This window comes from Polaromonas sp. P4_H1, assembly GCF_056400945.1.
The window spans coordinates 137,242-159,197 of record NZ_JBFUKG010000002.1 but is presented as its reverse complement, the minus strand read 5'-3'; the positions used below and the strand labels follow the sequence as shown (position 1 = coordinate 159,197).

At 62.1% G+C, this 21,956-nt stretch carries 19 protein-coding genes, 1 other RNA gene and 1 pseudogene; 17 read left to right on the top strand and 4 right to left on the bottom strand.

The window, feature by feature from the left end; all coding sequences use genetic code 11:
* Positions 1-187: 187 nt before the first annotated feature.
* The 4 genes from AC1DS5_RS03605 (at position 188) to AC1DS5_RS03590 (ending at position 6,175) form a co-directional block, all read left to right on the top strand.
* Positions 188-3,481, top strand: a complete 3,294-nt coding sequence (locus AC1DS5_RS03605) for a UvrD-helicase domain-containing protein (RefSeq protein ID WP_477716886.1) — start codon at positions 188-190, stop codon at positions 3,479-3,481.
* 301 nt (positions 3,482-3,782) lie between these two features.
* The gene (locus tag AC1DS5_RS03600; RefSeq protein ID WP_477717221.1) at positions 3,783-5,198 is read left to right on the top strand and encodes a TIGR03862 family flavoprotein; all 1,416 of its coding nucleotides are present in this window, start codon (positions 3,783-3,785) and stop codon (positions 5,196-5,198) included.
* Positions 5,199-5,414: 216 nt separating this feature from the next.
* Positions 5,415-5,897, top strand: a complete 483-nt coding sequence (locus AC1DS5_RS03595) for a response regulator (RefSeq protein WP_477716885.1) — start codon at positions 5,415-5,417, stop codon at positions 5,895-5,897.
* Positions 5,894-6,175 carry a hypothetical protein gene (locus AC1DS5_RS03590; RefSeq protein ID WP_477716884.1) on the top strand — a complete coding sequence of 94 codons (282 nt, stop codon included), beginning with the start codon at positions 5,894-5,896 and terminating at the stop codon, positions 6,173-6,175. The genes AC1DS5_RS03595 and AC1DS5_RS03590 overlap by 4 nt, the downstream gene beginning before the upstream one ends.
* A gap of 240 nt (positions 6,176-6,415) precedes the next feature.
* Here AC1DS5_RS03590 and ffs read toward each other — a convergent pair.
* Positions 6,416-6,512: signal recognition particle sRNA small type (gene ffs, locus AC1DS5_RS03585), an RNA gene on the bottom strand.
* Between the two features lie 223 nt (positions 6,513-6,735).
* Between ffs and dnaX the strand changes: the two genes are divergently transcribed.
* The 7 genes and pseudogenes from dnaX to AC1DS5_RS03550 all read left to right on the top strand — a co-directional run bounded on the left by dnaX (position 6,736) and on the right by AC1DS5_RS03550 (position 12,342).
* On the top strand, positions 6,736-8,574 hold the full coding sequence (gene dnaX / locus AC1DS5_RS03580) for a DNA polymerase III subunit gamma/tau (RefSeq protein ID WP_477716883.1): 1,839 nt from the start codon (positions 6,736-6,738) through the stop codon (positions 8,572-8,574).
* A 40-nt stretch (positions 8,575-8,614) separates the two neighbouring features.
* Positions 8,615-8,947, top strand: coding sequence for a YbaB/EbfC family nucleoid-associated protein (locus AC1DS5_RS03575; RefSeq protein WP_477716882.1), 333 nt, complete (start codon positions 8,615-8,617; stop codon positions 8,945-8,947).
* A gap of 88 nt (positions 8,948-9,035) precedes the next feature.
* A complete protein-coding gene (gene recR / locus AC1DS5_RS03570) occupies positions 9,036-9,662 on the top strand; it encodes a recombination mediator RecR (protein WP_477716881.1) in 627 nt (208 codons plus the stop codon).
* Positions 9,663-9,802: 140 nt separating this feature from the next.
* The gene (locus tag AC1DS5_RS03565; RefSeq protein ID WP_477716880.1) at positions 9,803-10,216 is read left to right on the top strand and encodes an MAPEG family protein; all 414 of its coding nucleotides are present in this window, start codon (positions 9,803-9,805) and stop codon (positions 10,214-10,216) included.
* A 161-nt stretch (positions 10,217-10,377) separates the two neighbouring features.
* Entirely contained in the window at positions 10,378-11,427 is a 1,050-nt protein-coding gene (locus AC1DS5_RS03560) for an ABC transporter substrate-binding protein (RefSeq protein WP_477716879.1), read from the top strand.
* An 85-nt stretch (positions 11,428-11,512) separates the two neighbouring features.
* Positions 11,513-11,950: pseudogene (locus tag AC1DS5_RS03555) on the top strand (ATP-binding cassette domain-containing protein); the annotation flags it as partial.
* A 239-nt stretch (positions 11,951-12,189) separates the two neighbouring features.
* On the top strand, positions 12,190-12,342 hold the full coding sequence (locus AC1DS5_RS03550; protein ID WP_477716878.1) for a DUF3096 domain-containing protein: 153 nt from the start codon (positions 12,190-12,192) through the stop codon (positions 12,340-12,342).
* 57 nt (positions 12,343-12,399) lie between these two features.
* Here AC1DS5_RS03550 and AC1DS5_RS03545 read toward each other — a convergent pair whose 3' ends face one another.
* Complete coding sequence (locus AC1DS5_RS03545) at positions 12,400-13,203, bottom strand: IclR family transcriptional regulator (RefSeq protein ID WP_477716877.1); 804 nt, start codon at positions 13,201-13,203, stop codon at positions 12,400-12,402.
* A 203-nt stretch (positions 13,204-13,406) separates the two neighbouring features.
* Here AC1DS5_RS03545 and AC1DS5_RS03540 point away from each other — a divergent pair, with 203 nt between their 5' ends.
* From AC1DS5_RS03540 to AC1DS5_RS03530, 3 genes are all read left to right on the top strand, one after another.
* Positions 13,407-14,384: a Bug family tripartite tricarboxylate transporter substrate binding protein gene (locus AC1DS5_RS03540; RefSeq protein WP_477716876.1), complete on the top strand. Its 978-nt coding sequence runs from the start codon at positions 13,407-13,409 to the stop codon at positions 14,382-14,384.
* A gap of 107 nt (positions 14,385-14,491) precedes the next feature.
* Entirely contained in the window at positions 14,492-15,307 is an 816-nt protein-coding gene (locus AC1DS5_RS03535) for a citryl-CoA lyase (protein WP_477716875.1), read from the top strand.
* Between the two features lie 4 nt (positions 15,308-15,311).
* On the top strand, positions 15,312-16,931 hold the full coding sequence (locus tag AC1DS5_RS03530) for an AMP-binding protein (RefSeq protein WP_477716874.1): 1,620 nt from the start codon (positions 15,312-15,314) through the stop codon (positions 16,929-16,931).
* A gap of 35 nt (positions 16,932-16,966) precedes the next feature.
* Here the strand turns inward: AC1DS5_RS03530 and AC1DS5_RS03525 are convergent, their stop codons facing one another.
* Together AC1DS5_RS03525 and AC1DS5_RS03520 are read right to left on the bottom strand one after the other, a co-directional pair.
* Positions 16,967-18,520, bottom strand: coding sequence for a transglycosylase SLT domain-containing protein (locus AC1DS5_RS03525; protein ID WP_477716873.1), 1,554 nt, complete (start codon positions 18,518-18,520; stop codon positions 16,967-16,969).
* Positions 18,521-18,534: 14 nt separating this feature from the next.
* Positions 18,535-18,945 carry a hypothetical protein gene (locus AC1DS5_RS03520; protein ID WP_477716872.1) on the bottom strand — a complete coding sequence of 137 codons (411 nt, stop codon included), beginning with the start codon at positions 18,943-18,945 and terminating at the stop codon, positions 18,535-18,537.
* Positions 18,946-18,957: 12 nt separating this feature from the next.
* On the opposite strand from AC1DS5_RS03520, the gene AC1DS5_RS03515 reads away from it, so the two are divergent.
* From AC1DS5_RS03515 to AC1DS5_RS03505, 3 genes are all read left to right on the top strand, one after another.
* Complete coding sequence (locus tag AC1DS5_RS03515) at positions 18,958-19,794, top strand: class I SAM-dependent methyltransferase (protein ID WP_477716871.1); 837 nt, start codon at positions 18,958-18,960, stop codon at positions 19,792-19,794.
* A gap of 56 nt (positions 19,795-19,850) precedes the next feature.
* Positions 19,851-20,330, top strand: a complete 480-nt coding sequence (gene rnhA, locus AC1DS5_RS03510; protein WP_477716870.1) for a ribonuclease HI — start codon at positions 19,851-19,853, stop codon at positions 20,328-20,330.
* A gap of 263 nt (positions 20,331-20,593) precedes the next feature.
* Positions 20,594-21,946, top strand: a complete 1,353-nt coding sequence (locus AC1DS5_RS03505) for an efflux RND transporter periplasmic adaptor subunit (protein WP_477716869.1) — start codon at positions 20,594-20,596, stop codon at positions 21,944-21,946.
* Positions 21,947-21,956: the final 10 nt, after the last annotated feature.

Sequence of the window (21,956 nt, the reverse complement as noted above, 5' to 3'; positions counted from 1 at the left end):
TCACTTCGTGTACTACGCTTCCCCCCGAGGGGACCGCTGCGCCTGCGGCCCGGCAAAGCCGGTTCCGCGGCCCCTGTTGGTATGGAATGCCTGCGGCTCGGCCCTGCGACGGGCTCAGGGCAGGCCAAGGCCGGTTCCGCTGTCCCTGCTGGGATGAGATGCCTGCGCCCGTCAGGAGGTTCGGGCGATGAAGGTCGTCCATCATGCCGCCTACGAGTGCAACGGTGAGCCGATTTCCGCTGACGCGTTCTACGCCATCGCTTGCGATCCGCGCCGCAGCGTTGCGGTCGAGGCCTGCGCCGGCGCTGGCAAAACCTGGATGCTGGTGTCGCGCATCGTGCGCGCTCTGCTGGACGGTGCAGGGAGTGATCCCGATGCGCAAGTTCGGCCCCACGAAATACTCGCCATCACCTTCACCAAAAAGGCCGCTGGTGAAATGCGTGAACGGCTGGACGACTGGCTCAAGGTTTTTACCCACGCCGACGATGCCATGCTGCAGCGCGAGCTGGAAATACGCGGTGTCCGGTTTGGCGATTCAAGCGGAAAAGGCCTGAAAGCTGCGCTTGAAATGCGCAAGCGGCTGTCAAATTTATACCGTTCCATCCTGACCAGTGGGCGCTCGGTGCAGATCCGTACCTTCCACAGCTGGTTTGCCGCCTTGCTGCGCAGCGCGCCCGTGGCCGTGATGCAAAGGCTGGGCCTGCCGGTCAATTACGAACTGCTGGAGGACGATGCCCCGGCACGCGCGCTGGTGTGGCGGCGGTTTTACGCCGCGGTGGCGGCCCATGACTCGCTGAAGGCGGACTTTGAGGCGGTGGTGCTGACACATGGCCGTTTCCAGACCGACAAGGCCCTGCAGACCGCACTCGACAAGCGCACCGAATTCACGCTGGCCGACGAGCAGGGCGTGATCGATGCCTCGGTGCTGCCCTTTGGCGTGCAGTACCCTGACTTCGGCGGGCTGGATGCGCCCGGGGAATGGCTGGTCCATCCCGTGCGCCGCCAGACTTTGCTGGAAGCGGCAAAGGCGCTGGGCCGGGCCAGTGCTCCCACTTTCTCGGCCAAGGGCGTGGAGTTGATGCAGGCTTTGTCGGCGGAGGATATGGACATGTCCGCCGTTTTCGGTGCGCTGCTGACCGAGAAGGGAAGTCCGCGCAAGTTCGGCGAGAAAATCGTCGGCATCGACATCGTGCGGCAGGCGCAGGAACTGGCGTTGCGCGCGATGGCGGCCGGCCAGCAGCATGAGGCCTGGCTGCACCAGCAGCGCATGGTCCGTCTGACTCGTGCCCTGATCACGCAGTTCACCGGCCTCAAGCGCGAGCGTGGCTGGATCGACATGAATGATGTCGAGCGCGCGGCGCTCGTCATGCTGGGCGACCCGGTGCTGTCGGGCTGGGTGCAGGAGCGGCTGGATGCGCGCATCAAGCATTTGATGATTGACGAGTTCCAGGACACCAACCCGCTCCAGTGGCAGTCGCTGTATTCCTGGCTGATCGGTTATTCCGGCGCCGGGTCGGCGCCCAGCGTGTTTCTGGTGGGCGACCCCAAGCAAAGCATTTATCGCTTTCGACGCGCCGAACCGCAGGTGTTCCGTGCCGCGCAGGCCTTTGTGGTTGAGGGCCTCGGCGGCGACCTGCTGAGCTGCGACCATACCCGTCGCAATGCCGAGGGGGTGATTGACATGGTGAACGCCGCCATGGTGACGGCTCGCGAGGCAGACGGGTATGAGGGCTTTCGCGAGCACACCACGGCGTCTGGCCGCGCCGGCGCGACGGGACGCCTGCCGCCGATACCGAGGCAGAAAGACACGGGCGAAGCAGCCCCGGATGGTCTGGATTCGGGCTGGCGCGACAGCCTGACCACGCCGCGCGAGCTGCCCGAGGAAACCCTGCGCACGCGCGAGGCGCGGCAGGCCGCAGCATGGATCTCCGGGCAGTTGGCCAGCGGGCTCAAGCCGTCCGGCATCATGGTGCTGTCGCGCAAGCGCGCCGGCCTGCTGCCCTTGCAGGACGAGTTGCGCGCGCTACACATTCCAGCGCAGATTGGTGAAAAAACCGACCTCATCGACTGCTGCGAGGTGCTGGACGTTGTGGCGCTGCTGGATGTGCTGGTGTCGCCGCAGCACGACTTGTCGCTGGCGCGAGCCTTGCGCTCGCCGCTGTTTGGCGTGGCCGATACCAGCCTGGTGCAGCTTGCCCTGCTGCAGCGTGAGCTGCGGGTTCCGTGGTACCAGGTGCTACAAGAAACAGAGCTGCTTACTGGTGAACTGCAAGGACTAGGCGCTATTTTTACCCGATGGAAGGGCTGGCTGGACCAGCTGCCGCCGCATGATGCGCTACAAGGCATTTACGACGACGGCGATGTCCTGGCGCGTTTTGCGGCTGCCGCGCCGGCCGCCCAGCGCAGCACCGTGCTGGCCAACCTGCGCGCGCTGCTGGGTGTGGCGCTGGACCGTGACGGCGGGCGCTATGCCACGCCTTATGCCTTTGTGCGGGCGCTGAAGGCGGGCGGCACGCTGGCCCCTGCGGCCGTCAGCAACGATGCCGTCCGGCTGCTGACCATTCACGGCGCGAAAGGACTGGAGGCCGATGCCGTGTTGCTGCTGGATACCGACACGGTGGAGCGCAATGCCGACAGCATGGGCGTGCTGGTCGACTGGCCCGGCGAAGCTGCCGCGCCGCATAAATTTGTGTTTTTGGTCAGTGAAAGCCGGCCGCCGGCCTGCGCGGAAGAGCTGCTGGCCGCAGAGCTGCTGGCGCGCAAGCGTGAAGAGCTCAATGCGCTGTACGTGGCCCTGACCCGCGCGCGCCACACGCTGGTGATCTCGTCAATCGAACCGCACCGCGAGACCAGCGAAAGCTGGTGGCAGCGCCTGCACGGGCTGGTCGGCGAGTTGCCGGCGCCGGTGGCTGAATCCGCTGGCTCGGTCGCCGCTGGCGCTGTGGATGGCCGCATTTTCTACCTGCCCGAGCTGCCCGTCTTGCCTGACACGGCGACCCCCAAGGCATTGGCAGCGCTGTCTGAGCAAGAAGACAGTGCCGTTGCCCGTGTCGGCAAGGCCATGCACCGCCTGCTGGAATGGGGCGCACCGTTTTCCGCTCAGCAGGTGGCGGCTGTCACGCGTGAATTTCACCTCAGCCCGGCGCAGGCCGGGCGGGCAGCCGAGCTGGCGCGGCGCATTGTGACGGGTGAGGGCGCCTGGGCCTGGAACCCCGAGATGGTGGCTTGGCAGGGCAACGAGGTTGATCTGGTCTACCAAGGCCAGCCCCTGCGGCTGGACCGTCTGGTGCAGCGCAAGGACGCCGGCCACGAGGGCCATTGGTGGGTGCTGGACTACAAGTCGGCCGGCGCGCCACAACTGCAGCCGACCTTGCTGGCACAGATGCAGGCCTACCGCGCGGCGGTGCAGCAGATTTACCCGGCGGCCATGGTGAAGGCCGCTTTCCTGACGGGATCGGGAACGGTGGTGGAACTTTCCTGACCGGGGCCGATGCGTTGCGCGGAGCGACGCGCACCGGCCTGCAATAATTGAACCAATGGCCAGGCTGGCGGCGTATCGCCCCTGGCTGGGGCTATCAACCTTTTTACGCTGTTGTCCTGATTTACGGGCTTCCAGCTATCAAGAACAAAGAGCAGAAAGCAAAGTAAAACCGTGACAAGCTCGTGCCGCACGAAATGGCCCCGGTTTGCCGCGACTGCGGCTTTTTGACCTTGACGCACAACCATGCTCACCCAGGGCAGACGGAAATTACTTGAACCACTTGACCTCTCCTGATAAATCGCTGCAGTCCCCGCAGCACACGCCGCGGCAGGGTCCGTTGCGGGTTGCCGTCATTGGTGGCGGCCCCGCGGGCCTGATGGCCGCGGAGGTGCTGGCAGGCGCCGGCGCTGCCGCGTCGGTCACCGTTTATGACGCCATGCCTTCGGTCGGTCGCAAGTTCCTGCTGGCCGGCAAGGGTGGCCTCAACCTCACGCATTCTGAAGAGCCGCCGGCCTTCCTGGGCCGATACGGCGAGCGCAGCGGCCAACTGCAGCCTTTGCTCGCCGCTTTTGGTCCGACCCAGCTGCGCGCTTGGGCCGAAACACTGGGTGTGGAAACCTTTGTCGGCAGTTCAGGCCGCGTGTTTCCCAAGGACATGAAGGCCGCGCCGTTGCTGCGCGCCTGGCTGCACCGCCTGCGCAGTGCGGGCGTGAAATTTTCCATGCGGCACCGCTGGCTGGGCTGGGCCGATGACGGCGACCTGGGCGGCGCCCTGAAATTTTCAACACCCGCCGGTGAGGTGCTGGTACAGGCGGACGCCGTGGTGCTGGCACTGGGCGGCGCCAGCTGGGCGCGCCTGGGATCGGACGGTGCGTGGGTGCCGCTGCTGGCCGAGCGCGGCGTAGCGCTTGCACCGCTGAAGCCTTCCAACTGTGGCTTTGACGTGGTCGCACGGCCGGCCGGCGAGGCGGAGCCGGTCATGACGGGGCCTGTCGAGAGCCGCCGTGAGTTTTTGAAGGAGCTGATCGGCAGCGCACCGCTGCCGCGAGTGGGCTGGACCGAACATTTCACCAGCCGCTTTGCCGGTCAGCCTTTCAAGTCGGTCGCCATCCACTTCACGGATTCACGCGACCGCACTTTCCACCGCAAGGGGGAATTCGTGGCGACTGCCACAGGTGTCGAGGGCAGCCTCGTTTATGCCGTTTCAAGCCTGTTGCGTGATGAGATTGCGACGCACGCAAGCGCCACCTTCAAGCTCGATTTGCTGCCGGACAAATCGCCAGAGCAGGTATTGGTTGAGGTGCGTCACCCGCGTGGCTCGCGCTCGCTGTCCAGCCACCTGAAAAGCCGCCTGAACCTCGACGGCATCAAGGCCGCCATCCTCCATGAACTGCTCGGCAAGGACGCCATCAACGACCCCGTCCAGCTTGCCCACGCCATCAAGGCATTACCGGTGACGCTGCTCGCTCCCCGGCCGATCGACGAAGCCATTAGCAGCGCCGGTGGCGTGCCTTTTGAAGCAATGGACGCACAGCTGCAACTTCAGGCACCCAAAGGTATAGCCCAACCCGTATTTTGCGCCGGCGAAATGCTTGACTGGGAAGCGCCCACGGGCGGCTACCTGCTCACGGCCTGTTTTGCCAGCGGATATGTGGCCGGGCAGGGCGTCCTGCGTCATTTTGATCTCCAGCAGAAGGATGCCGGCAATCGCTATTGACCCATCGCTGTTGATCTGACCGCAGATTTGATAGCGGTTCAATTGCTTCAATTGCTTCAACTTCTTCAATTGCTTTTTGACTCTGGCATTGGACTGGCTGTTTGCCGCAGCGCTCATTGAGCGCCACGGTAGCAGAATCTGGATAAAGTCAGCCCCCTGTGAAGGAAGCACTTTCTGCTTCACAATCCCGGATATGCTTTCCAAGAGCAGCCCTTCATGAAGACCCGACCCCTCGCCGGCAGCCGCGTTGCAGAAATTTTGCTGGTTGAAGACAACGAGGACGATGTTTTTTTAACCCGCGAAGCGTTTGACTCGGCCAGTCTGCGCGTCAATCTGCATCATGTCGACGACGGCAAAAAATGCATGCAGTTTCTGCGCAAGCAAGGTCCTTATGCCAATGTTCCCACCCCTGACCTGATCCTGCTGGACATGCACATGCCGATAATGGATGGTCATGAAGTGCTGTCTGAAATCGTCAAGGACGAAAAACTTCGCCATCTGCCGGTGGTGGTGCTGACCACCTCTTACGAAGCCGCCGACATCCAGAAAATGTACAGTCTGCGCTGCAACTCCTACATTACCAAACCCGTCGATTTTGAGAGCTTTGTCAAAGTGATCGGCGAGTTGGCCGGTTACTGGCTGACCGTGGTGGTCATGCCCGAGGCCGATGGATTTCCTGAGAAAGACCTGCTGGCATGATTGTTCGTTTTTCCATTGACCCTGACGGGGCGGGACGTTTTGACTACCGCGTAAGCCATGAAGGCCAGGAGCTCTTCGGCGACGCAGGCCTGGCGAGTGCCGAGGAGTGCATCACCGCCGCCACCGAAGGACTGGGCCAGGATGCGGTGGCCGCCGAGGTCGCCTACTGCGGCATTGTCAGCGGCACTTACCCCCTGGCTTCGCTGGCGCTGATGTCGGCGCAGATCGCCGAACACGCGCTGAACACCACGGCGGCCATCGAAGAGCTTTTACGCTGATAGCGGCGCGACGTCTTGTCTTTGGGGCCGTCCGCCAGATGGTCGCCGGCGTTGGGCAAGGGGTTCAATCCATGGGTTGCACAGGCCGCGCAGCGCGCGTGAGGGAAGCCCTTCTATCTGTGCCATGTCTTTATCCGTAGTCATAGATTAAGAAAGTGACACAACGAAGTGATACAAAAGCCGAAGCGAGAGCCCCGATGGGCTTGGAAACCGCATGAATACACGGTTTTTGATGAATAAGGTGACGAGCCTTGACCCCGGCACTGACTCCACAGTTAGGGCTGCTTGGTTCCCCACCTGACCCGGTTGGCCGCTTTATCATGCGGGAAGGCCCGTCACCGGTTATTGTAAGGGAGTTGGGAATGACCTTGCTGCGGCGTTGCAAGCCGCGACACCTGTCAAACCATTTTTACCAGTCGTTTACCCATGGTCCAAGGGAGCTTGGCGTGTCGTGTTGAATAAAAAACTATCGCCCACACCGTCTCGCGGGGGCTGATGCCGGGCGCCCGCCGCCTCAGCAGTTTCAACCGCATAATCCCACGGCAATTTAGAATGGCTGAATGTCCTATCTAGTTCTTGCCCGCAAATACCGTCCCCGAAATTTCTCTGAAATGGTGGGTCAGTCGCATGTGGTGCAGGCACTTGGCAATGCGCTGAGCACACGGCGCTTGCACCACGCCTATCTCTTCACCGGCACGCGGGGCGTTGGCAAAACCACTGTGTCACGCATTCTCGCCAAGTCGCTCAATTGCACAGGACCTGACGGGCAGGGCGGCATTACCGCCGAGCCCTGCGGCGTTTGCCAGGCATGCATCGACATCGACAGCGGCCGCTTTGTCGACTACACCGAACTGGACGCGGCGTCCAACCGGGGGGTGGATGAAATTGCGCAGTTGCTGGAGCAGGCGGTTTACAAGCCGGTGGTCGGACGCTTCAAGGTCTTCATGATTGACGAGGTTCACATGCTCACGAACACGGCGTTCAACGCCATGCTCAAGACGCTTGAAGAACCCCCCGAGTACCTCAAATTTGTGCTCGCCACAACCGATCCGCAGAAGGTGCCGGCCACCGTGCTGTCGCGCTGCCTGCAGTTCAATCTGCGCCCCATGGCGCCTGAGACGGTGCTGGAGCACCTGGCCTTGGTGCTGGGCACCGAAAATGTGCCCGCCGAGCCCCAGGCCCTGCGCCTGTTGGCGCGTGCGGCCCGAGGCTCCATGCGCGATGCGCTCTCGCTGACTGATCAGGCCATTGCCTTTGGTTCTGGCCAATTGCTGGAAGCCAGTGTGCGCACCATGCTGGGCAGCGTGGACCGCAGCTATGTGTTTCGCCTGCTGGATGCGCTGGCGCGCGGCGACGGGAAAACGGTGGTGGAAACCTCCGAAGCCTTGCGGCTCAATGGCCTGAGCGCCGCTTCCACGCTCGAAGAAATGACCACCGTGCTGCAGCGCATGGCGGTGCTGCAGGCTGTGCCGGACAGGGGGGCCGGCGATGATGCCGACCCCGAAATCGCCGAAACAGCCCGGCTGGCCCGCACCTTGCCAGCCGACGAAACACAGCTGCTATACAGCCTGTGCCTGCATGGCCGCGGCGAGTTGGGCCTGGCGCCCGATGAGTATGCGGGTCTGACCATGGTGCTGTTGCGCTTGCTGGCGTTCAAGCCGTCGGCCATTCCGGTGCCTGCCGCACAGCCCAGGTCACCAGGCTCCTCGCCGGGGAGCGCCGCCGAGCCCGAAAAAAAGCCGCAGCCTGAGCCGGCCGTTGCTGCCGCGCATGCGGTGCCTGAGCCGGCTGTGGCGGCGCCGATGTCCCGGCCAGTGCCTGACATGGCGCCGGAACGCTTCCCAAGCCAGGGTCAAGGACGCAACGAGGCTCCCGCTACAGTAAAAGCTGAGCCTGTTGCTATCAATTCAGAAGCGTCTGTGGAGCCGCCTCGCGGGCCGACGCCCGCACAGCGGATGCAGCCAACCGCACCCGCTGCCGTACCCCTGGCCATCACGCCGCTCGGCGATGTATGGAGCCAGACCGTGAACCAACTGGTGGTGGCCGAGGCGGTTGCCGCGCTGACACGCGAGCTGGCGCTGCAGTCAGAGCTGCGCAGCCGGGACGACGGCTCATGGATCTTGCGTGTGGAGCGGGAGTCATTGAACCAGACCGCAGCCCGCGAGAAATTGCAGGCTGCATTGCAACAGGCCCTCGACGACACGGCCATCAGGCTGACGGTGGAAATAGGCCCCGTGAGTGACACCCCGGCACGCCGCAACGCTGCCGCGGCGGCCGAGCGCCAGCGGGCTGCCGAAGAGATGATTCAGAACGACCCGTTTGTGCAGGACATGATTCGCGATTGGGGGGCCAGGATCGTTCCGGGCAGCATCAGGCCCCTTGCCCCCAAGCCGATATGATCGACACCCGTTGTAAAGCCGGAATTTAAAGGAAAGAACCATGTTCAACAAAGGACAACTCGCAGGCCTCATGAAACAGGCGCAGGCGATGCAGGACAACCTCAAAAAAGCGCAGGAAGAACTGGCTTTTGTCGAAGTGACGGCGGAAGCCGGCGCCGGCCTCGTCAAGGTCACCATGACCTGCAAGCACGACGTCAAGCGCATTGAGATTGACCCCAGTTTGCTGGCTGATGACAAAGACATGCTCGAAGACCTGGTGGCGGCTGCTTTCAACGCGGCAGTACGCAAGGCCGAGGAAGTCAGCCAGGAAAAAATGGGCAAGTTGACAGCCGGCATGCCGGGACTGCCTGGGGGCATGAAGTTTCCATTCTGATCGTCTCCGGTCTGGCTGAGGCTGCCGTTGCGGGCTTGTAGCCGGGTATTTGTGCGAACTCGACACCCACGGCGGACCCGCATTTCCAATGGCTGACTCCAACGCTCTCGAAGGCCTGACCCAGGCGCTGCGCAAGCTGCCGGGGGTGGGTGTCAAATCGGCTGCGCGCATGGCTTTTCATCTGCTGCAGCACGACAAGCCCGGCGCTTTGCAGATCGCGCGGGCCCTGGAGCATGCGGTGAGCAGCATCAGGCATTGCACCCTGTGCAACACCCTGACCGAGCAGGAGGTTTGTGCCACCTGCGCGAATCCGCAACGCGACCGGAGCAAGCTGTGTGTGGTGGAAACTCCGGCAGACCAGGCGGCACTGGAGCGGACGCTGGCCTACAGGGGCCTTTACTTCGTGCTCATGGGCAAGCTCAGTCCGCTGGATGGCATTGGACCGAACGACATCGGCCTGCAAAAACTGTTTGACCGCGTCGTGCCCCGGGACGAGCATGGCGAGCCGGTGCCGCCGGCCTCGCGTGAGGTGCAAGAGGTCATTCTGGCCACCAACTTCACCGCCGAGGGCGAGGCAACGGCGCACGTGATTGCCCAGGCGCTGAAAAGCCGCGGCGTACAGGTGACGCGCCTGGCCCGGGGTGTTCCCGTAGGCAGTGAACTGGAGTACGTGGATTTGGGCACGATTGCCCACGCGCTGGTGGACCGCCGATGACGGCGGCGATGGCGATAGATGCAACTGAAACAGTGGAGGGGCAGGCTGCTATCATTTTCATAGTCTGCGCGATGCATTGAATAAAAACAGGGCGAAAGCGAAAAAAACTAAGCCCAAAAAAACTGGACGAGGGATTCACCATGACGTTTGCACGTTTCACCATTGCCTATTGGTGTGTACTGATCGCTGCCTTGCTGCCCCTGGCCTGCGCCGGGCTTGCGAAGTACGGCATGATGACCACCCCCAAACGCCAGGGAGGCTTTGACAACAACAACCCGCGCGGCTGGCTGGCCCGACAGACTGATTGGCGCGGTCGGGCCAATGCAGCCCAGGCCAACACCTTCGAGGCGCTGCCTTTCTTCTTTGCCGCGGTCATCATTGCGCACCTGTTGCAGGCCGGGCAGACAAGCCTGGACATTCTGGCCTTGCTGTTCATCGTGCTGCGTATCGCCTACATCATGATGTACATCGCCGATTTGGCCCAAGCCCGCTCTGCAATCTGGGCCCTGGCGATGCTGGTCAACATCGGCATCCTCTTCTCCGGCTATCGGTGAAACCAGGGGCGTCCGGCGCGCCTGATCTGTTATGTCTGGCAAGGGCTAGTAACCACTGGTAACCGAGCGCCGCCCTTCGGTAAAAACCCGCACGGGATGACCCCGATGCGGGTTTTTTAACGTCCCGATATCCTTCTTTTTGACCAAAGAGAGGACTTCGCATGACCCGCCCACCCTTGATTTCGCGCCGGATCTTTGCCGGTGGCGCCGCGCTGGCCGCGGCTACGTTGTCATTGTCGGTCCTGCGTGCACAGCCCAAGCTTGAAAAAACAAAAATCTCGCTCGCCGTCGGCGGCAAGGCCGCGTTTTATTACCTCCCCCTGACAATCTCCGAGCAGCTTGGTTACTTCAAGGCCGAAGGCCTGGATATCGAGATCAGTGACTTCGCTGGCGGCGCGCGCGCGCTGCAGGCGGTGGTGGGTGGTTCGGCCGATGTCTGTTCGGGTGCCTTCGAGCACACCATCAACCTGCAGTCCAGGAACCAGATGTTCCGGGCTTTCGTGCTGCAGGGCAGGGCGCCGCAAATTGCGTTTGGCGTTTCTACCAAAAACCTCCCCAATTACAAATCGATTACCGACCTGAGGGGCAAGAAGATCGGTGTGTCGGCGCCCGGCTCGTCCACCAACATGATGGCCAATCTGGTGCTGTCGCGCGGCGGCCTCAAGGCCAGCGACGTGAGCTTTATCGGTGTGGGAACCGCTGCCGGGGCGCTCACTGCGCTGCGCTCCGGCCAGATTGATGCCATGAGCAACACCGACCCGGTCATGACCATGCTGGAGCAAAAGGGCGAGGTCAAAATCATTTCAGACACACGCACGCTCAAAGGGACGCTTGACGTATTCGGCGGGCCGATGCCGGCCGCATGCCTCTACGCGCCCGCGGACTTCATCCAGAAAAATCCGAATACCTGCCAGGCGATGGCCAATGCCATCGTCCACGGCCTGAAGTGGTTGCAGACGGCTGGTCCCGGCGACATCATCAAGACCGTGCCAGAAAGCTACCTGCTGGGTGACCGTGCGCTGTACCTCGCCTCATTCAACAAGGTGCGCGAGTCGATTGCGCTTGACGGCATCATTCCTGATGACGGTGCGCGTACGGCCCTGAGGGCGCTGGCCAGTTTTGACCCCAGCATCAAAGCCGACAGGATAGACCTGGCCAAAACCTACACCAATGAATTCGCGCGCCGGGCCAAAGAGCGGTTCAAGGCTTGAGCAATACCCTGTAGGCTCCCGGTGCCGGCCTCTACTGGCCTCTACTGGCCTCTGCCGGGCGGAAAGCATGGGGCAGGCTCGCGCCATGTCAGACATAGCTGACGCCTGCGCGCTTGAGTTGCACGACATCACCTGCACCTTCGTGTCGCAGAATGATGGCGGCCCGCGCTACACAGCTGTCAGCAACACCACACTGCGCTTCAAGGCGGGCGAGTTTGTCTCGGTGGTTGGTCCGACGGGTTGCGGCAAGTCCACGCTGCTCAATATGGGCGCGGGCCTGCTGCAACCTTCTTCGGGTGAAGTGAGGGTATTTAGCCAGCCGCTGCAAGGCATCAACACGCGTGCGGGCTACATGTTCCAGACGGACGCCCTGATGCCTTGGCGCAGCGCCATCGGCAATGTCATGATGGGCCTGCAATACCGCGGTGTGCCCGACAGCGAGGCACGCACACGGGCGCAGGCCTGGCTGGGACGGGTCGGCCTGGGCGAGTTCGGTGACTGCTATCCGCACCAGCTGGTGGGAAGTGGGGCGGTTCTGGCTCGGTAAAGGGGCCGCTGACCAACGCAGCCGGAAAGCGCTGATCCGAATGCGCTGAATTTTTCAGCAAACACCTGCTGTCTGCCGGTTTTCGAAGCTCATCCTGCCGTCCTACAGCGATGGCTCGCGCGGTTCAGTACAGTTGAGGGTAGGCCTCTCCGGGAATCGCCTTCGTACAAGACGGAGACAGTTCCAGAGCCCGCCCCAAGACTACAGGAGACACCATGAACGCCTCAATCAGCATCGGTCCGATCGTCTCCCTGACAGCCGGCATTCTGATTCTGCTCATTCCACGCCTTTTGAACTACATCGTGGCGATCTACCTGATCGTCATCGGGCTCATTGGCCTGTTTGGGGTGGGGACGCTTCGGCTTTAACCCCTCGCCGGGTTCCGTGCGCGGCAGCTTGACCGTCCTGAAGCACTGCGGCAGCATTTACCGCGCAGCATGGTTGCTTGCCGTCACCGCGGCTATCTTTGCGGTGGAGTGCTTTAGCAGGGTGACCAGTTCGGGGATCCGCTCCGGTGGAATCCGCGATGAGATCGCTGAGACGCTTAACGCCATATAGGGCCGCTGGTAGCTCGCCGGCACGGCCATCCCGACCGCTGTCACGCCTTCCATGACGGCATTCACCCCGACCGCGTAGCCCTTGTGGCGAGCCTCTTCGACGTGACGCTTCACGTCAGCGGGTGTCATTCTGCAAAAGTCCGCCAGACTGGCGCCGTGGGTATCAATCAATGCGTCGGATTCTTCCCGTGGCAGGCAAGCCAGAATGCCGAGTCCGGCCACGCTCGCGCCGAGCGGGCGTCTATCACCGAGTGCCACCACATTGGCCTTGATGGGGTAGGCCCCCTGGGCTCGCCATGCGCACACCACGTCGTCGTAACTCCGCAGCATCAGGTAGACCGTGTCATTGGTGCTGGCTGCCAGTTCTTCCGCGATGCTGCGCACCTGCGGAAATTGGGTGATCGGGTTGGGCGCCGCCAGCCCCAGTTCGAACATCCCGCTACCCAATGCATAACGGCGGTTCTCGGTGCTTTGCTGCACCAACCCGGCCATCTGTAATGAACGCAGGATGCGGTGCGCCGTCGGTCGACTGAGTCCCGCGGCGTTGCACAGATCAAGGAGGCGTATGCCGCGCCCGCCCGTGCGCGCGATTTCGCGCAGTAACTCGCAGGCCCGGTCGACAGTCTGCGCGCCGGTAACCAGCTCGGCTTCAGGTTCAAGTTCATGTTTCATGTCCTGGAGCATAGGGGTAAATCAAAAAAAAAGTCCAAATAACGTACGTTTTTATAAGAAATCGAAAAATACGATGAAACAAATGATCTTGTTCCTAGGGTGTTAACTCGTAAATTCATAAAATTTAAGTTGAAAAATAAGTTCATATATAGGACTTATTTTTGAAACCTCATTTTTTATTAATCATATACATGGAGACAAACATGAAATTACTGCGTCGTTCGATGGTGCTGGGTGTGTTGGCGGGGCTGGCGTGGGGTGGTATCGCGCAGGCCCAGACTTATCCCTCCAAACCGATTCGCATCGTTCTGCCATATAGCGCCGGCGGTCCTGCTGACGTGATGGTGCGCGCCATCAGCCAGAAGCTTGGTGACAGCTGGGGCCAGCCCTTCATCGTCGACAACAAGCCGGGTGCCAATGAAATCATTGCCGCCGACCTGGTGGCCAAAAGCCCGGGAGACGGCTATACCTTCCTGGTGGCCTCCGACGGCGCCTACAGCCTGAACCAGAACCTCTACCCCAAGATTCCCTATGACCCGGTCAAGGACTTCGTGCCGGTCGCCAAGCTGGCCGTCGGCAATCTGATGCTGGTGACGCGTCCCGACTTTCCGGCCGCCAACGTCAAGGAGTTCATCGACTACGTCAAGCGCAACCCGGGCAAGCTCAACTACGGCTCGATAGGTGCAGGCGGCGTGAACCACCTGGCCTCGGCCTGGTTCAACAGCATCAACGGCTTGCAGATGGAGCATGTCGCGTTCAAGGGTTTGCCTGCGGCTGTTCAGGAGCTGATGGCCGGCCGCATCGACGTGATGTTTGCGGTGACGGGCGGCGTGGCGCCTTTCCTGGAGTCGGGCAAGATCAAGGCGCTGGCGGTTTCGGGTCGCAACCGACAACCCGCGGCCCCGAACGTGCCTACTTTCGCCGAAGTCGGTTATCCCTCGTTTGATGCCTCGTACTATTTCGGCGTGGTGGCTCCCAAAGGAACACCGGCCGACATCACCAGCCGCTTTGCCCGCGACATGAGCAAGATCATCAACGCCGCGGACTTCAAAAGCAAATACCTGCAGCCGCTGGGCTTTGACGCGGTGGGCGACACGCCCGAGCAGTTCGCGGCCTTTCTCACCTCCGACCGTGAACTCGGCGCGCAGAAGGTCAAGGTGTCCGGCGCCAAGCTTGACTGACCGAAGGCAACCGTTGGCAGGAAAAGGGTTCGCCCTTTGGCGCCGGAGGGCCGACCCCGGCCATCCAGCTACAGAGCTATAGACCACATGAGGACATGAGGACACATATGAGTAAAAGAGCCCCTTTGCGTTCGGACATTGCCTGGAGCACGCCCGAAGCCATTGGTGTGCATGGCTATGACCTGTGCAATGACCTGATGGGTGAGGTCAATTTCGGCGACATGGCGTTTCTCGAGGTGACGGGGCGCCTGCCCAACACCAACGAATCGAGGATGTTCAATGCCATCCTGGTCACGCTGGTGGAGCACGGCATTGTCCCGTCTACCCTCGCGGCCCGCATGACGTACGCCGGCGCACCGGAGGCCATGCAGGCCGCTGTGGCTGCGGGCCTGCTTGGCCTGGGCAGCGTCTTTGTCGGCTCGACAGAAGGATCGGCGCGCATGCTGGCCGCCGCTTTGCCGCAGCCAAAGGGCGGGCCGGATGAGCCGCCGGTAGCCTCTCTGCAGGAGCTCGCGCAGGACATCGTGCAAACCCATAGGGAGCAGAAAAAAATCATTCCGGGTTTGGGCCATCCGATTCACAAGCCGGTGGATCCCCGCACGCTGCGTCTGTTTGCCATTGCGCAGCAGACCGGTTTTCACGGACGCTATGTTGAACTGATGCAGGGTGTGGCCGACGCTGCAGGTGCTTCCTACGGCAAGCAGCTGCCTATCAATGCCACCGGCGCCATTGGTGCGCTGTGCTGTGAGATGGGCCTGTCCTGGAAGGTTTCGCACGGCCTGGGCGTGATGGCCCGGGCGGTGGGGCTGGTCGGCCATGTGCTGGAAGAGGCGCGGCAGCCCATGGCCATGGAGCTTTGGCATCGTACCGAGGAGGAGGCCACAACCCATTCGCGTGGTCACCTGCGTGGCAAGAATGCCTGAAGCCATGCTGTCACCACTCGATGTTTTAAAGCTGTATCCGCCGCATGACGGCACGATGGCATCGATGCTGCGAAGTCGCGTTGCCGTCGCGGGTGCGCACGAATTCATTGTCTACCAGGGGCGTTCCATCAGCTATGCCGAGGTCCTGGACGAGGTCGGGCGTACGGCGGCCGTGCTCGCAGCCAAAGGGGTGAGGGCGGGCGACCGGGTGGGTGTGATGTCGCTCAACCATCCGTCTACCGTTTTTGCTTTTTTTGCGCTGGCCAGCTTGGGGGCCATCATGGTGCCGGTCAACCCCGACTACGGCGTGGAAGAAACGCGTTATGTGTTCACCCATGCAGAGGTATACGGCGTAATCTGCTCCCCGGTGGCGTTGCCGACGGTGCGCGCGGCCTGCGACCGGCTGGAAGCGATGCCCTGGCTGATGCTGAACGAAGCGGGGAACGGCTCCGAGCTGCAAGCCCTGCCGGTTTTGTCGGTGGAGGCGAGGGCCTACCCTGACGTGGCGCCGGTGCCGCTGAAGAGTCCGGACGCGACCAGCGTGTTCATTTACACCTCGGGTACAACGGGCTTTCCCAAAGGCGTGATGCATAGCCAGCGCAGCTTCCTGACCGCCGGCGAGGGCTTCGTGGAGCGCATGTACCTGCAGCCGAATGACAGACTGCTGTGCGTGCTCCCGATGTTCCATGTCAATGCGATTTTTTATTCGCTGGCGGGTTCGCTGGCGGCTGGCGCGACCCTGATTCTGGAGCCCAGGTTTTCTGCATCGAAATTCTGGACAACCGTGAAGGACACCGGCGCGACCGAGGTCAATACCATCGCGGCGGCCAGCAGCATTCTGATGCGGCGACCCCGCACCGAATACGTGCCGGGCCATCGTCTGCAAAAAATGTACGGCGCACCGTTTGACGAGGAAACCTTTCGTGTCTTCCAGCAGGAGTTTCATGTGCCGACCCTGATTGAGGGCTACGGCATGTCGGAAATCCCGGGCGCCCTGAACAACCCGTTTTGCGGTCCGCACAAGGTACTCAGCATGGGCAAGCCCAGCCGGCATCCTGACCCGGCGGTATCGCTCGCCGAACTGCGTATTGCCGACGATGCCGGTCAGTTTTTGTCGGCAGGGCAGGTGGGTGAACTGGTTGTGCGCACGCCCATGGTGATGCAGGGCTATTTCAGGGACGAGGCGCAAACCCGCGCGGCATTCCGCGACGGCTGGTTTCTCACGGGAGACCTGGCTTATGTCGACGAGGATCACTATTTCTGGTTTGTCGCCCGCAAGAAGGACATCATCCGCAAGCGTGGTGAAAACATCTCTGGCGCGGAGCTGGATCGCGTGATTGGCAACCATCCGGCCGTACTTGAGTCAGCAGCCATACCGGTCCCCTCGGAGTTGGGTGAGGACGAGATTCTGGTGGCGGTGGTGGTGCGGCCGGGCATGGCGCTCAGGCACGAGGAGATTGCCCAGTGGTGCCGTGAAAGGCTCGCTGCCATCAAGGTGCCACGCTATGTGGCGCTGGTCGAGACGCTGCCGCACACGCCGACGCACCGGGTGGCCAAATTCAAATTGCGGGACGACGCTTCGGTCAGGGCCCTGGCGGTCGATCTTCAGGCCATCAACTCCTGACGCCGTATTGCGTCGTGGCTGTTTCGTCGGCGTGCTCAGCGTCTTTTGGTTTTGACCACGGTTTTGCTGGTGCTGCGCTTGACGGCCTTGACGTTGTTGCGGCCGGAGGACGTGCTCTTGACCGGCAAAAACACAACCACCTGATGCCCCAGCTTGAAGGCGGCAGAGGTGCTGACACCGTTCCATTCGGCCACGTTGGCCGCGCTCAATTTGTAGCGCCTGGCGATGGTGGCTACCGATTCACCCTTGCGCGCCTTGACGGTGGTACGCCGCGTGACGATTTCAGGCGCCAATGACATCTGGGCACTGTCGACCACGTGACCCGTCACATCGTCTTCCATTTTTGCCGAGCGCGGCACCAGCAGGGTAGAGCCTGCCTTGATCAGCATGCGCGGCGGTATGTTGTTGACGCTGCGCAGATCGGTCTCACTCATGCCGGTGCGGCGCGCTGCCTCGGCCGGGTTCATGGTCTTCGGGGCTGTCCACGCCGTCCAGCTGGCGTACTGCCCCTGGCTGTAGGCTTCAAAATTGCGCAGGAAGACGATGGCGTTGTCCCACGGCAGCAAAATTTGGGGGGTGCCTGCCGCGATGATGACCGGGCGATGGGCCGAGGGATTGAGCGCCTTGAAGTCTTCAAGCTTGACGTCCGCCAGCCGCGCGGCCAGGGTAACGTCAATGTCCCGGGTGATCATGACCTGCTGGAAATAGGGGTGGTTTTCGATCAGCGGCAATTCCGTGCTGAACGCCTGCGGGTTCGCCACGATGTTTTTCACGGCCTGCAGCTTGGGAACGTAAAGCCGGGTCTCCGCCGGCATGTTGAGGTCAAGGTAACTGGTGCCCAGGCCGGCTCGCTGGTTTTTGGCGATGGCCCGGCCCACGCTGCCTTCGCCCCAGTTGTAGGCGGCCAGCGCCAGGTGCCAGTCACCAAACATGCCATAGAGCTTTTGCAGATAGTCCAGCGCCGCCCGGGTCGAGGCCAGCACATCCCGGCGGTCATCGCGAAAAGCGTTTTGCTTCAGGTCGAAGTACTTGCCCGTGGCAGGCATGAACTGCCACATGCCGGCGGCTTTGGCGCTGGAGACTGCCTGGGGATTGAAGGCGCTCTCAATGAAGGGCAAGAGGGCCAGTTCGGTAGGCATCTGGCGGCGCTCGAGTTCTTCAACAATATGAAAGAGATACTTGCTGGAGCGCTCGGTCATGCGCTGGATGTAGTCGGGCCGGCTGACATACCATTGCTCACGGTCAGTCACCAGCTCATTCTGCAGGTTGGGCATGGCAAAGCCGCGGCGAATCCGGTCCCACAACTCCTTGGGTGGCTCGGTGGACGCAATCTGGTGCGAGCCGGCCTGGCCCGGCGTGATGACCTGTAGTGGGCCATTGGGGACCAGCGGCTTGGGGCCGGGATCCTTCGCCGGGCCTTGTTGTCCCGTCCCCTGTTGCCCCGTCATGAGCACCGGATCACCTGGCATGCCCGGCGGGCTGGCGCAGCCCGCCAGCACTGCGAGCACGAGAAGGAACGCAAGAGACACGAAGCAGGCGTGCGGGATGAAAAAGCGGGGGGCAACTGCGGTTGGTGGGGAAGGCATCATTTGAATTGGTTTTTCTACTGCCTTGTGGCGGCAAATACCGTGGCGTCATCATGGGCCGATGCAGCAAAGCGGCGGGCAGCTGCCATGATAGTGGTTTGCTTGGCAAGAAACGGGTTAATGAGGAGTTCCCGGCCGACGGACGTCGGCAAGGGTGGCGGGGCCGCCCGCTGATCGGGCGCTGAATGTATTGGCGTCGGCGTGCCCCCAAACACCGCGGCCCCGGCGGCACTAGGCAGAGCGTCTACACGTCCCGTGTAGTCCGCAGGGTGGTGCGTGACTAGAATCGACTCTAATTGCAATGCGTGCTGTTTCAGTGCGTGTAGTAGCGGCCCGGCATCACCTGGATCCACGATCAGGGCGCGCTTGCCGTCATGCAACGACCCGAGGTAGTTGTCGGTCAACGCGGGAATGGGGATCAAATACATGCAATGGCTTCGATGAACTCGGAAATTATAGGATTGACCGATTGGCTGACGACCCCGCCTGGCAGATACCTGCTGCGCTGGGAACGTACCCATTTCGACCAGGTGGTCAATGATATTTTTGGCTACCATGCCTTGCAGCTGGGCCTGCCCGAACTCGACACCCTGCAAGCCAATCGCATGCCGCACAAGTGGCTGGCGCTGGACTCCCCATTGACAACGACTTCTTCGGCACCTGTGGCTGACGGCGCCCCTGATGCGACCTCGGCCGCCATTCGAAGTTCCCCGTGTGCCGCCCTGATCACGGATTCCGCGGCACTGCCGTTTCCGGAAAACAGCCTGGACCTGGTGGTCCTGCCGCACACGCTCGAGCTCAGCAGCGACCCCCACGCCACGCTGCGTGAAGTGGAGCGGGTTCTGGTGCCCGAAGGGCGCGTGGTCATCAGCGGGTTCAACCCGACCAGCCTCTGGGGTTTTCGCCAGTCGCGCGGCCACTTTTACCAGCGCCTGGGTTATCAGGACCTGTTTCTGCCAAAAACCGGTGAGTTCATTGGCTATTGGCGTTTGCGCGACTGGCTCAGGCTGCTTGACTTTGAGGTAGAGTCGGGGCGCTTTGGCTGCTACCGACCGGCGCTCACCAGCCAGAAATGGCTGGACCGTTTTGAGTGGATGGATGCGGCGGGAGAGCGTTGGTGGCCCATCTTTGGGGCCGTTTACTTCCTGGTCGCGGTCAAGCGCGTGCGGGGTGTCCGTTTGCTGGAGCCCGCCTGGAAGGCGCGCAAAAACCCGGCCGCGGCGCCAACCGCCGTGGCCAACAAGCAGCCGGCAACGCGCTCCAGGCCGCAGGCCTGAATTTTTCAACCCCCGTGGGCCAGACCTTCGAGTCCCCCTGGAATTCACGACAACTCATGACCGACACACAAGCAGGCACAACAACACAAACACAGGTAGTGATTTACACCGATGGCGCATGCAAGGGTAATCCCGGGCCCGGTGGCTGGGGGGTGTTGCTGGCGATGGGCGATACCGAGAAAGAGCTGTTTGGCGGTGAAGCCGTCACCACCAACAACCGCATGGAAATGACCGCAGTGATCGAGGCGCTGGCCGCATTGAAGCGGCCATGCCGTGTCACGCTGTACCTGGACAGCGAATATGTCCGCAAGGGCATCACCGAGTGGATCCACGGCTGGAAGGCCAGGGGCTGGCGTACCGCCGCCAAGGCGCCCGTCAAAAACGTGGATCTGTGGCAACGGCTGGATGCGCTGGTGACGTCCAGCGGTCACAAAATTGATTGGCGATGGGTCAAGGGCCATGCGGGCGATCCCGGCAACGAGCGCGCTGATGCGTTGGCCAACCGGGGCGTGGAGCGTGCCCTCGGCCGTCGCTGACTTCCTTGAGCTGCCACGGATTATCCCGGGCAGGAGAGGAAAAAAGGGGAAATAAAAGGGGGGAATAAAAGGGGGAAAGGCGCACCACAAGTATGCGTACATAGCATTGCCCCGGCCCGACCGGGCCCGGTGTGTCTGCGGTTTGGTAAAGGCGTTGTAAAGCTGTCCACAACTTCGTGGTCAAGGGCCCGGATAAGCTGCACCCGGCGCCGCGTCCTGCTACATTGAAAGCTTGTTTCTTTTCCTAACAAGTTACTTCGTTCATGGCATCCAAAGCAATTTACACGGCGGTCGCGGTTGCGGGCATTGCGGTTGCCTCGGGCGTTGCATGGTGGTACCAGCAACCCAAATCCAGTGAGGGCTCCGCAGGGGGGTCCTCGGCGGCATCACCGCCGGCTGCGCCGGCTCAGGGCGCTGCCAGCGCAAATGGAGGCGGCAAGCCGCCGACTGTGGAGGTTGCCAGTGTGGAGCTCACCCGGCTCGTGGACGATACCCAGGCCGTGGGGAGTTTGCGTTCGCGCAGGGGAGTGGTGTTGCGTCCGGAGGTCAGCGGGCGTATTACCCAACTCAATTTCGTCGATGGACAGCGTGTGCGCAAAGGCCAGGTGCTGGTGCAGTTTGATGACCAGTTGCCGCTGGCGCAAGTCCAGCAAAGCCTGGCTGAGCTGTCGATTGCCCGGGCCAACCAGAAGCGCAACCAGGAACTGGTGGCGCAAAACTTCATCAGCCAGCGCTCTCTCGATGAAAGTGCGGCCAATCTGCAGGTCGCCGAAGCCAAGCTTGCGCTGGCCAAGGCCACCGCGGCGCGCCTGAAGATCGTGGCGCCATTTGACGGCATAGCCGGTATCCGGCAGGTCAACGTCGGGGACTACCTGAAGGACGGTGCCGACATCGTGAACATTGAAGACATCGAGGCCATCTATGTTGACTTCCGGCTGCCGGAGCGTTTTCAGAGCAAGATCAAGCGCGGCCAGACGGCGGTGCTGGACATCGATGCGCTACCAGGTCGCCCCTACACGGCGCAGATTCAGGCCATTGATCCCCTCATCGACGCCAATGGCCGCTCTGTAGGGGTTCGGGGCTGCATTGACAACCGTCAGCTGCAGTTGCGTCCCGGCATGTTTGCCCGCGTCAACACGGTCTTTGGCGTGCGCGACAACGCCAGGGTGATTCCCGAAGAGGCGATTGTGCCGCTGGGCGGCAGGCAGTTCGTCATCAAGCTGCAGGGCAACCCGAACGAGCAGACGAGAACAACCCAGCGCGTGGAAGTGAAAGTGGGTTTGCGCAGCCCCGGCAAGGTGGAAATTCTCTCCGGACTTGAGCCCGGCGAAACCGTGGTAACGACCGGTCAGCAGCGCGTGCAGCGTGATGGCACCGTGGTGACGGTGGTGGATCTGGCCAGTGCCCGCGCGGCTCGCCCGGCGGCCGGCGCAGCATCCGCCGCATCGGCACCTCGGCCTGATAGCGCGCTTGCCAATGCCCCGGCGGTGCTGTCGGGCCCCAACCCCTGTGGGGTTCTGGTCTCCGAAGTCGTCCCGGCAACGCCTGCGCCGACCCGCAACGCCGCGACGCCGGAGCGTCGACCCGCCAGCCCGGCGGGCCGCGACCCTGCCTGAGTGCGAACCC

What these genes read in the sequence shown, in the direction of transcription:
- AC1DS5_RS03590 (WP_477716884.1), top strand. Translation starts at nt 5,894, where the DNA reads ATGATTGTTCGTTTTTCCATTGACCCTGACGGGGCGGGACGTTTTGAC.
- AC1DS5_RS03545 (WP_477716877.1), bottom strand. Translation starts at nt 13,203, where the DNA reads ATGAAACATGAACTTGAACCTGAAGCCGAGCTGGTTACCGGCGCGCAG.
- dnaX (WP_477716883.1), top strand. Translation starts at nt 6,736, where the DNA reads ATGTCCTATCTAGTTCTTGCCCGCAAATACCGTCCCCGAAATTTCTCT.
- AC1DS5_RS03550 (WP_477716878.1), top strand. Translation starts at nt 12,190, where the DNA reads ATGAACGCCTCAATCAGCATCGGTCCGATCGTCTCCCTGACAGCCGGC.
- AC1DS5_RS03595 (WP_477716885.1), top strand. Translation starts at nt 5,415, where the DNA reads ATGAAGACCCGACCCCTCGCCGGCAGCCGCGTTGCAGAAATTTTGCTG.
- AC1DS5_RS03560 (WP_477716879.1), top strand. Translation starts at nt 10,378, where the DNA reads ATGACCCGCCCACCCTTGATTTCGCGCCGGATCTTTGCCGGTGGCGCC.
- AC1DS5_RS03515 (WP_477716871.1), top strand. Translation starts at nt 18,958, where the DNA reads ATGAACTCGGAAATTATAGGATTGACCGATTGGCTGACGACCCCGCCT.
- AC1DS5_RS03540 (WP_477716876.1), top strand. Translation starts at nt 13,407, where the DNA reads ATGAAATTACTGCGTCGTTCGATGGTGCTGGGTGTGTTGGCGGGGCTG.
- AC1DS5_RS03605 (WP_477716886.1), top strand. Translation starts at nt 188, where the DNA reads ATGAAGGTCGTCCATCATGCCGCCTACGAGTGCAACGGTGAGCCGATT.
- recR (WP_477716881.1), top strand. Translation starts at nt 9,036, where the DNA reads ATGGCTGACTCCAACGCTCTCGAAGGCCTGACCCAGGCGCTGCGCAAG.
- AC1DS5_RS03530 (WP_477716874.1), top strand. Translation starts at nt 15,312, where the DNA reads ATGCTGTCACCACTCGATGTTTTAAAGCTGTATCCGCCGCATGACGGC.
- AC1DS5_RS03535 (WP_477716875.1), top strand. Translation starts at nt 14,492, where the DNA reads ATGAGTAAAAGAGCCCCTTTGCGTTCGGACATTGCCTGGAGCACGCCC.
- AC1DS5_RS03505 (WP_477716869.1), top strand. Translation starts at nt 20,594, where the DNA reads ATGGCATCCAAAGCAATTTACACGGCGGTCGCGGTTGCGGGCATTGCG.
- AC1DS5_RS03525 (WP_477716873.1), bottom strand. Translation starts at nt 18,520, where the DNA reads ATGATGCCTTCCCCACCAACCGCAGTTGCCCCCCGCTTTTTCATCCCG.
- rnhA (WP_477716870.1), top strand. Translation starts at nt 19,851, where the DNA reads ATGACCGACACACAAGCAGGCACAACAACACAAACACAGGTAGTGATT.
- AC1DS5_RS03565 (WP_477716880.1), top strand. Translation starts at nt 9,803, where the DNA reads ATGACGTTTGCACGTTTCACCATTGCCTATTGGTGTGTACTGATCGCT.
- AC1DS5_RS03575 (WP_477716882.1), top strand. Translation starts at nt 8,615, where the DNA reads ATGTTCAACAAAGGACAACTCGCAGGCCTCATGAAACAGGCGCAGGCG.
- AC1DS5_RS03520 (WP_477716872.1), bottom strand. Translation starts at nt 18,945, where the DNA reads ATGTATTTGATCCCCATTCCCGCGTTGACCGACAACTACCTCGGGTCG.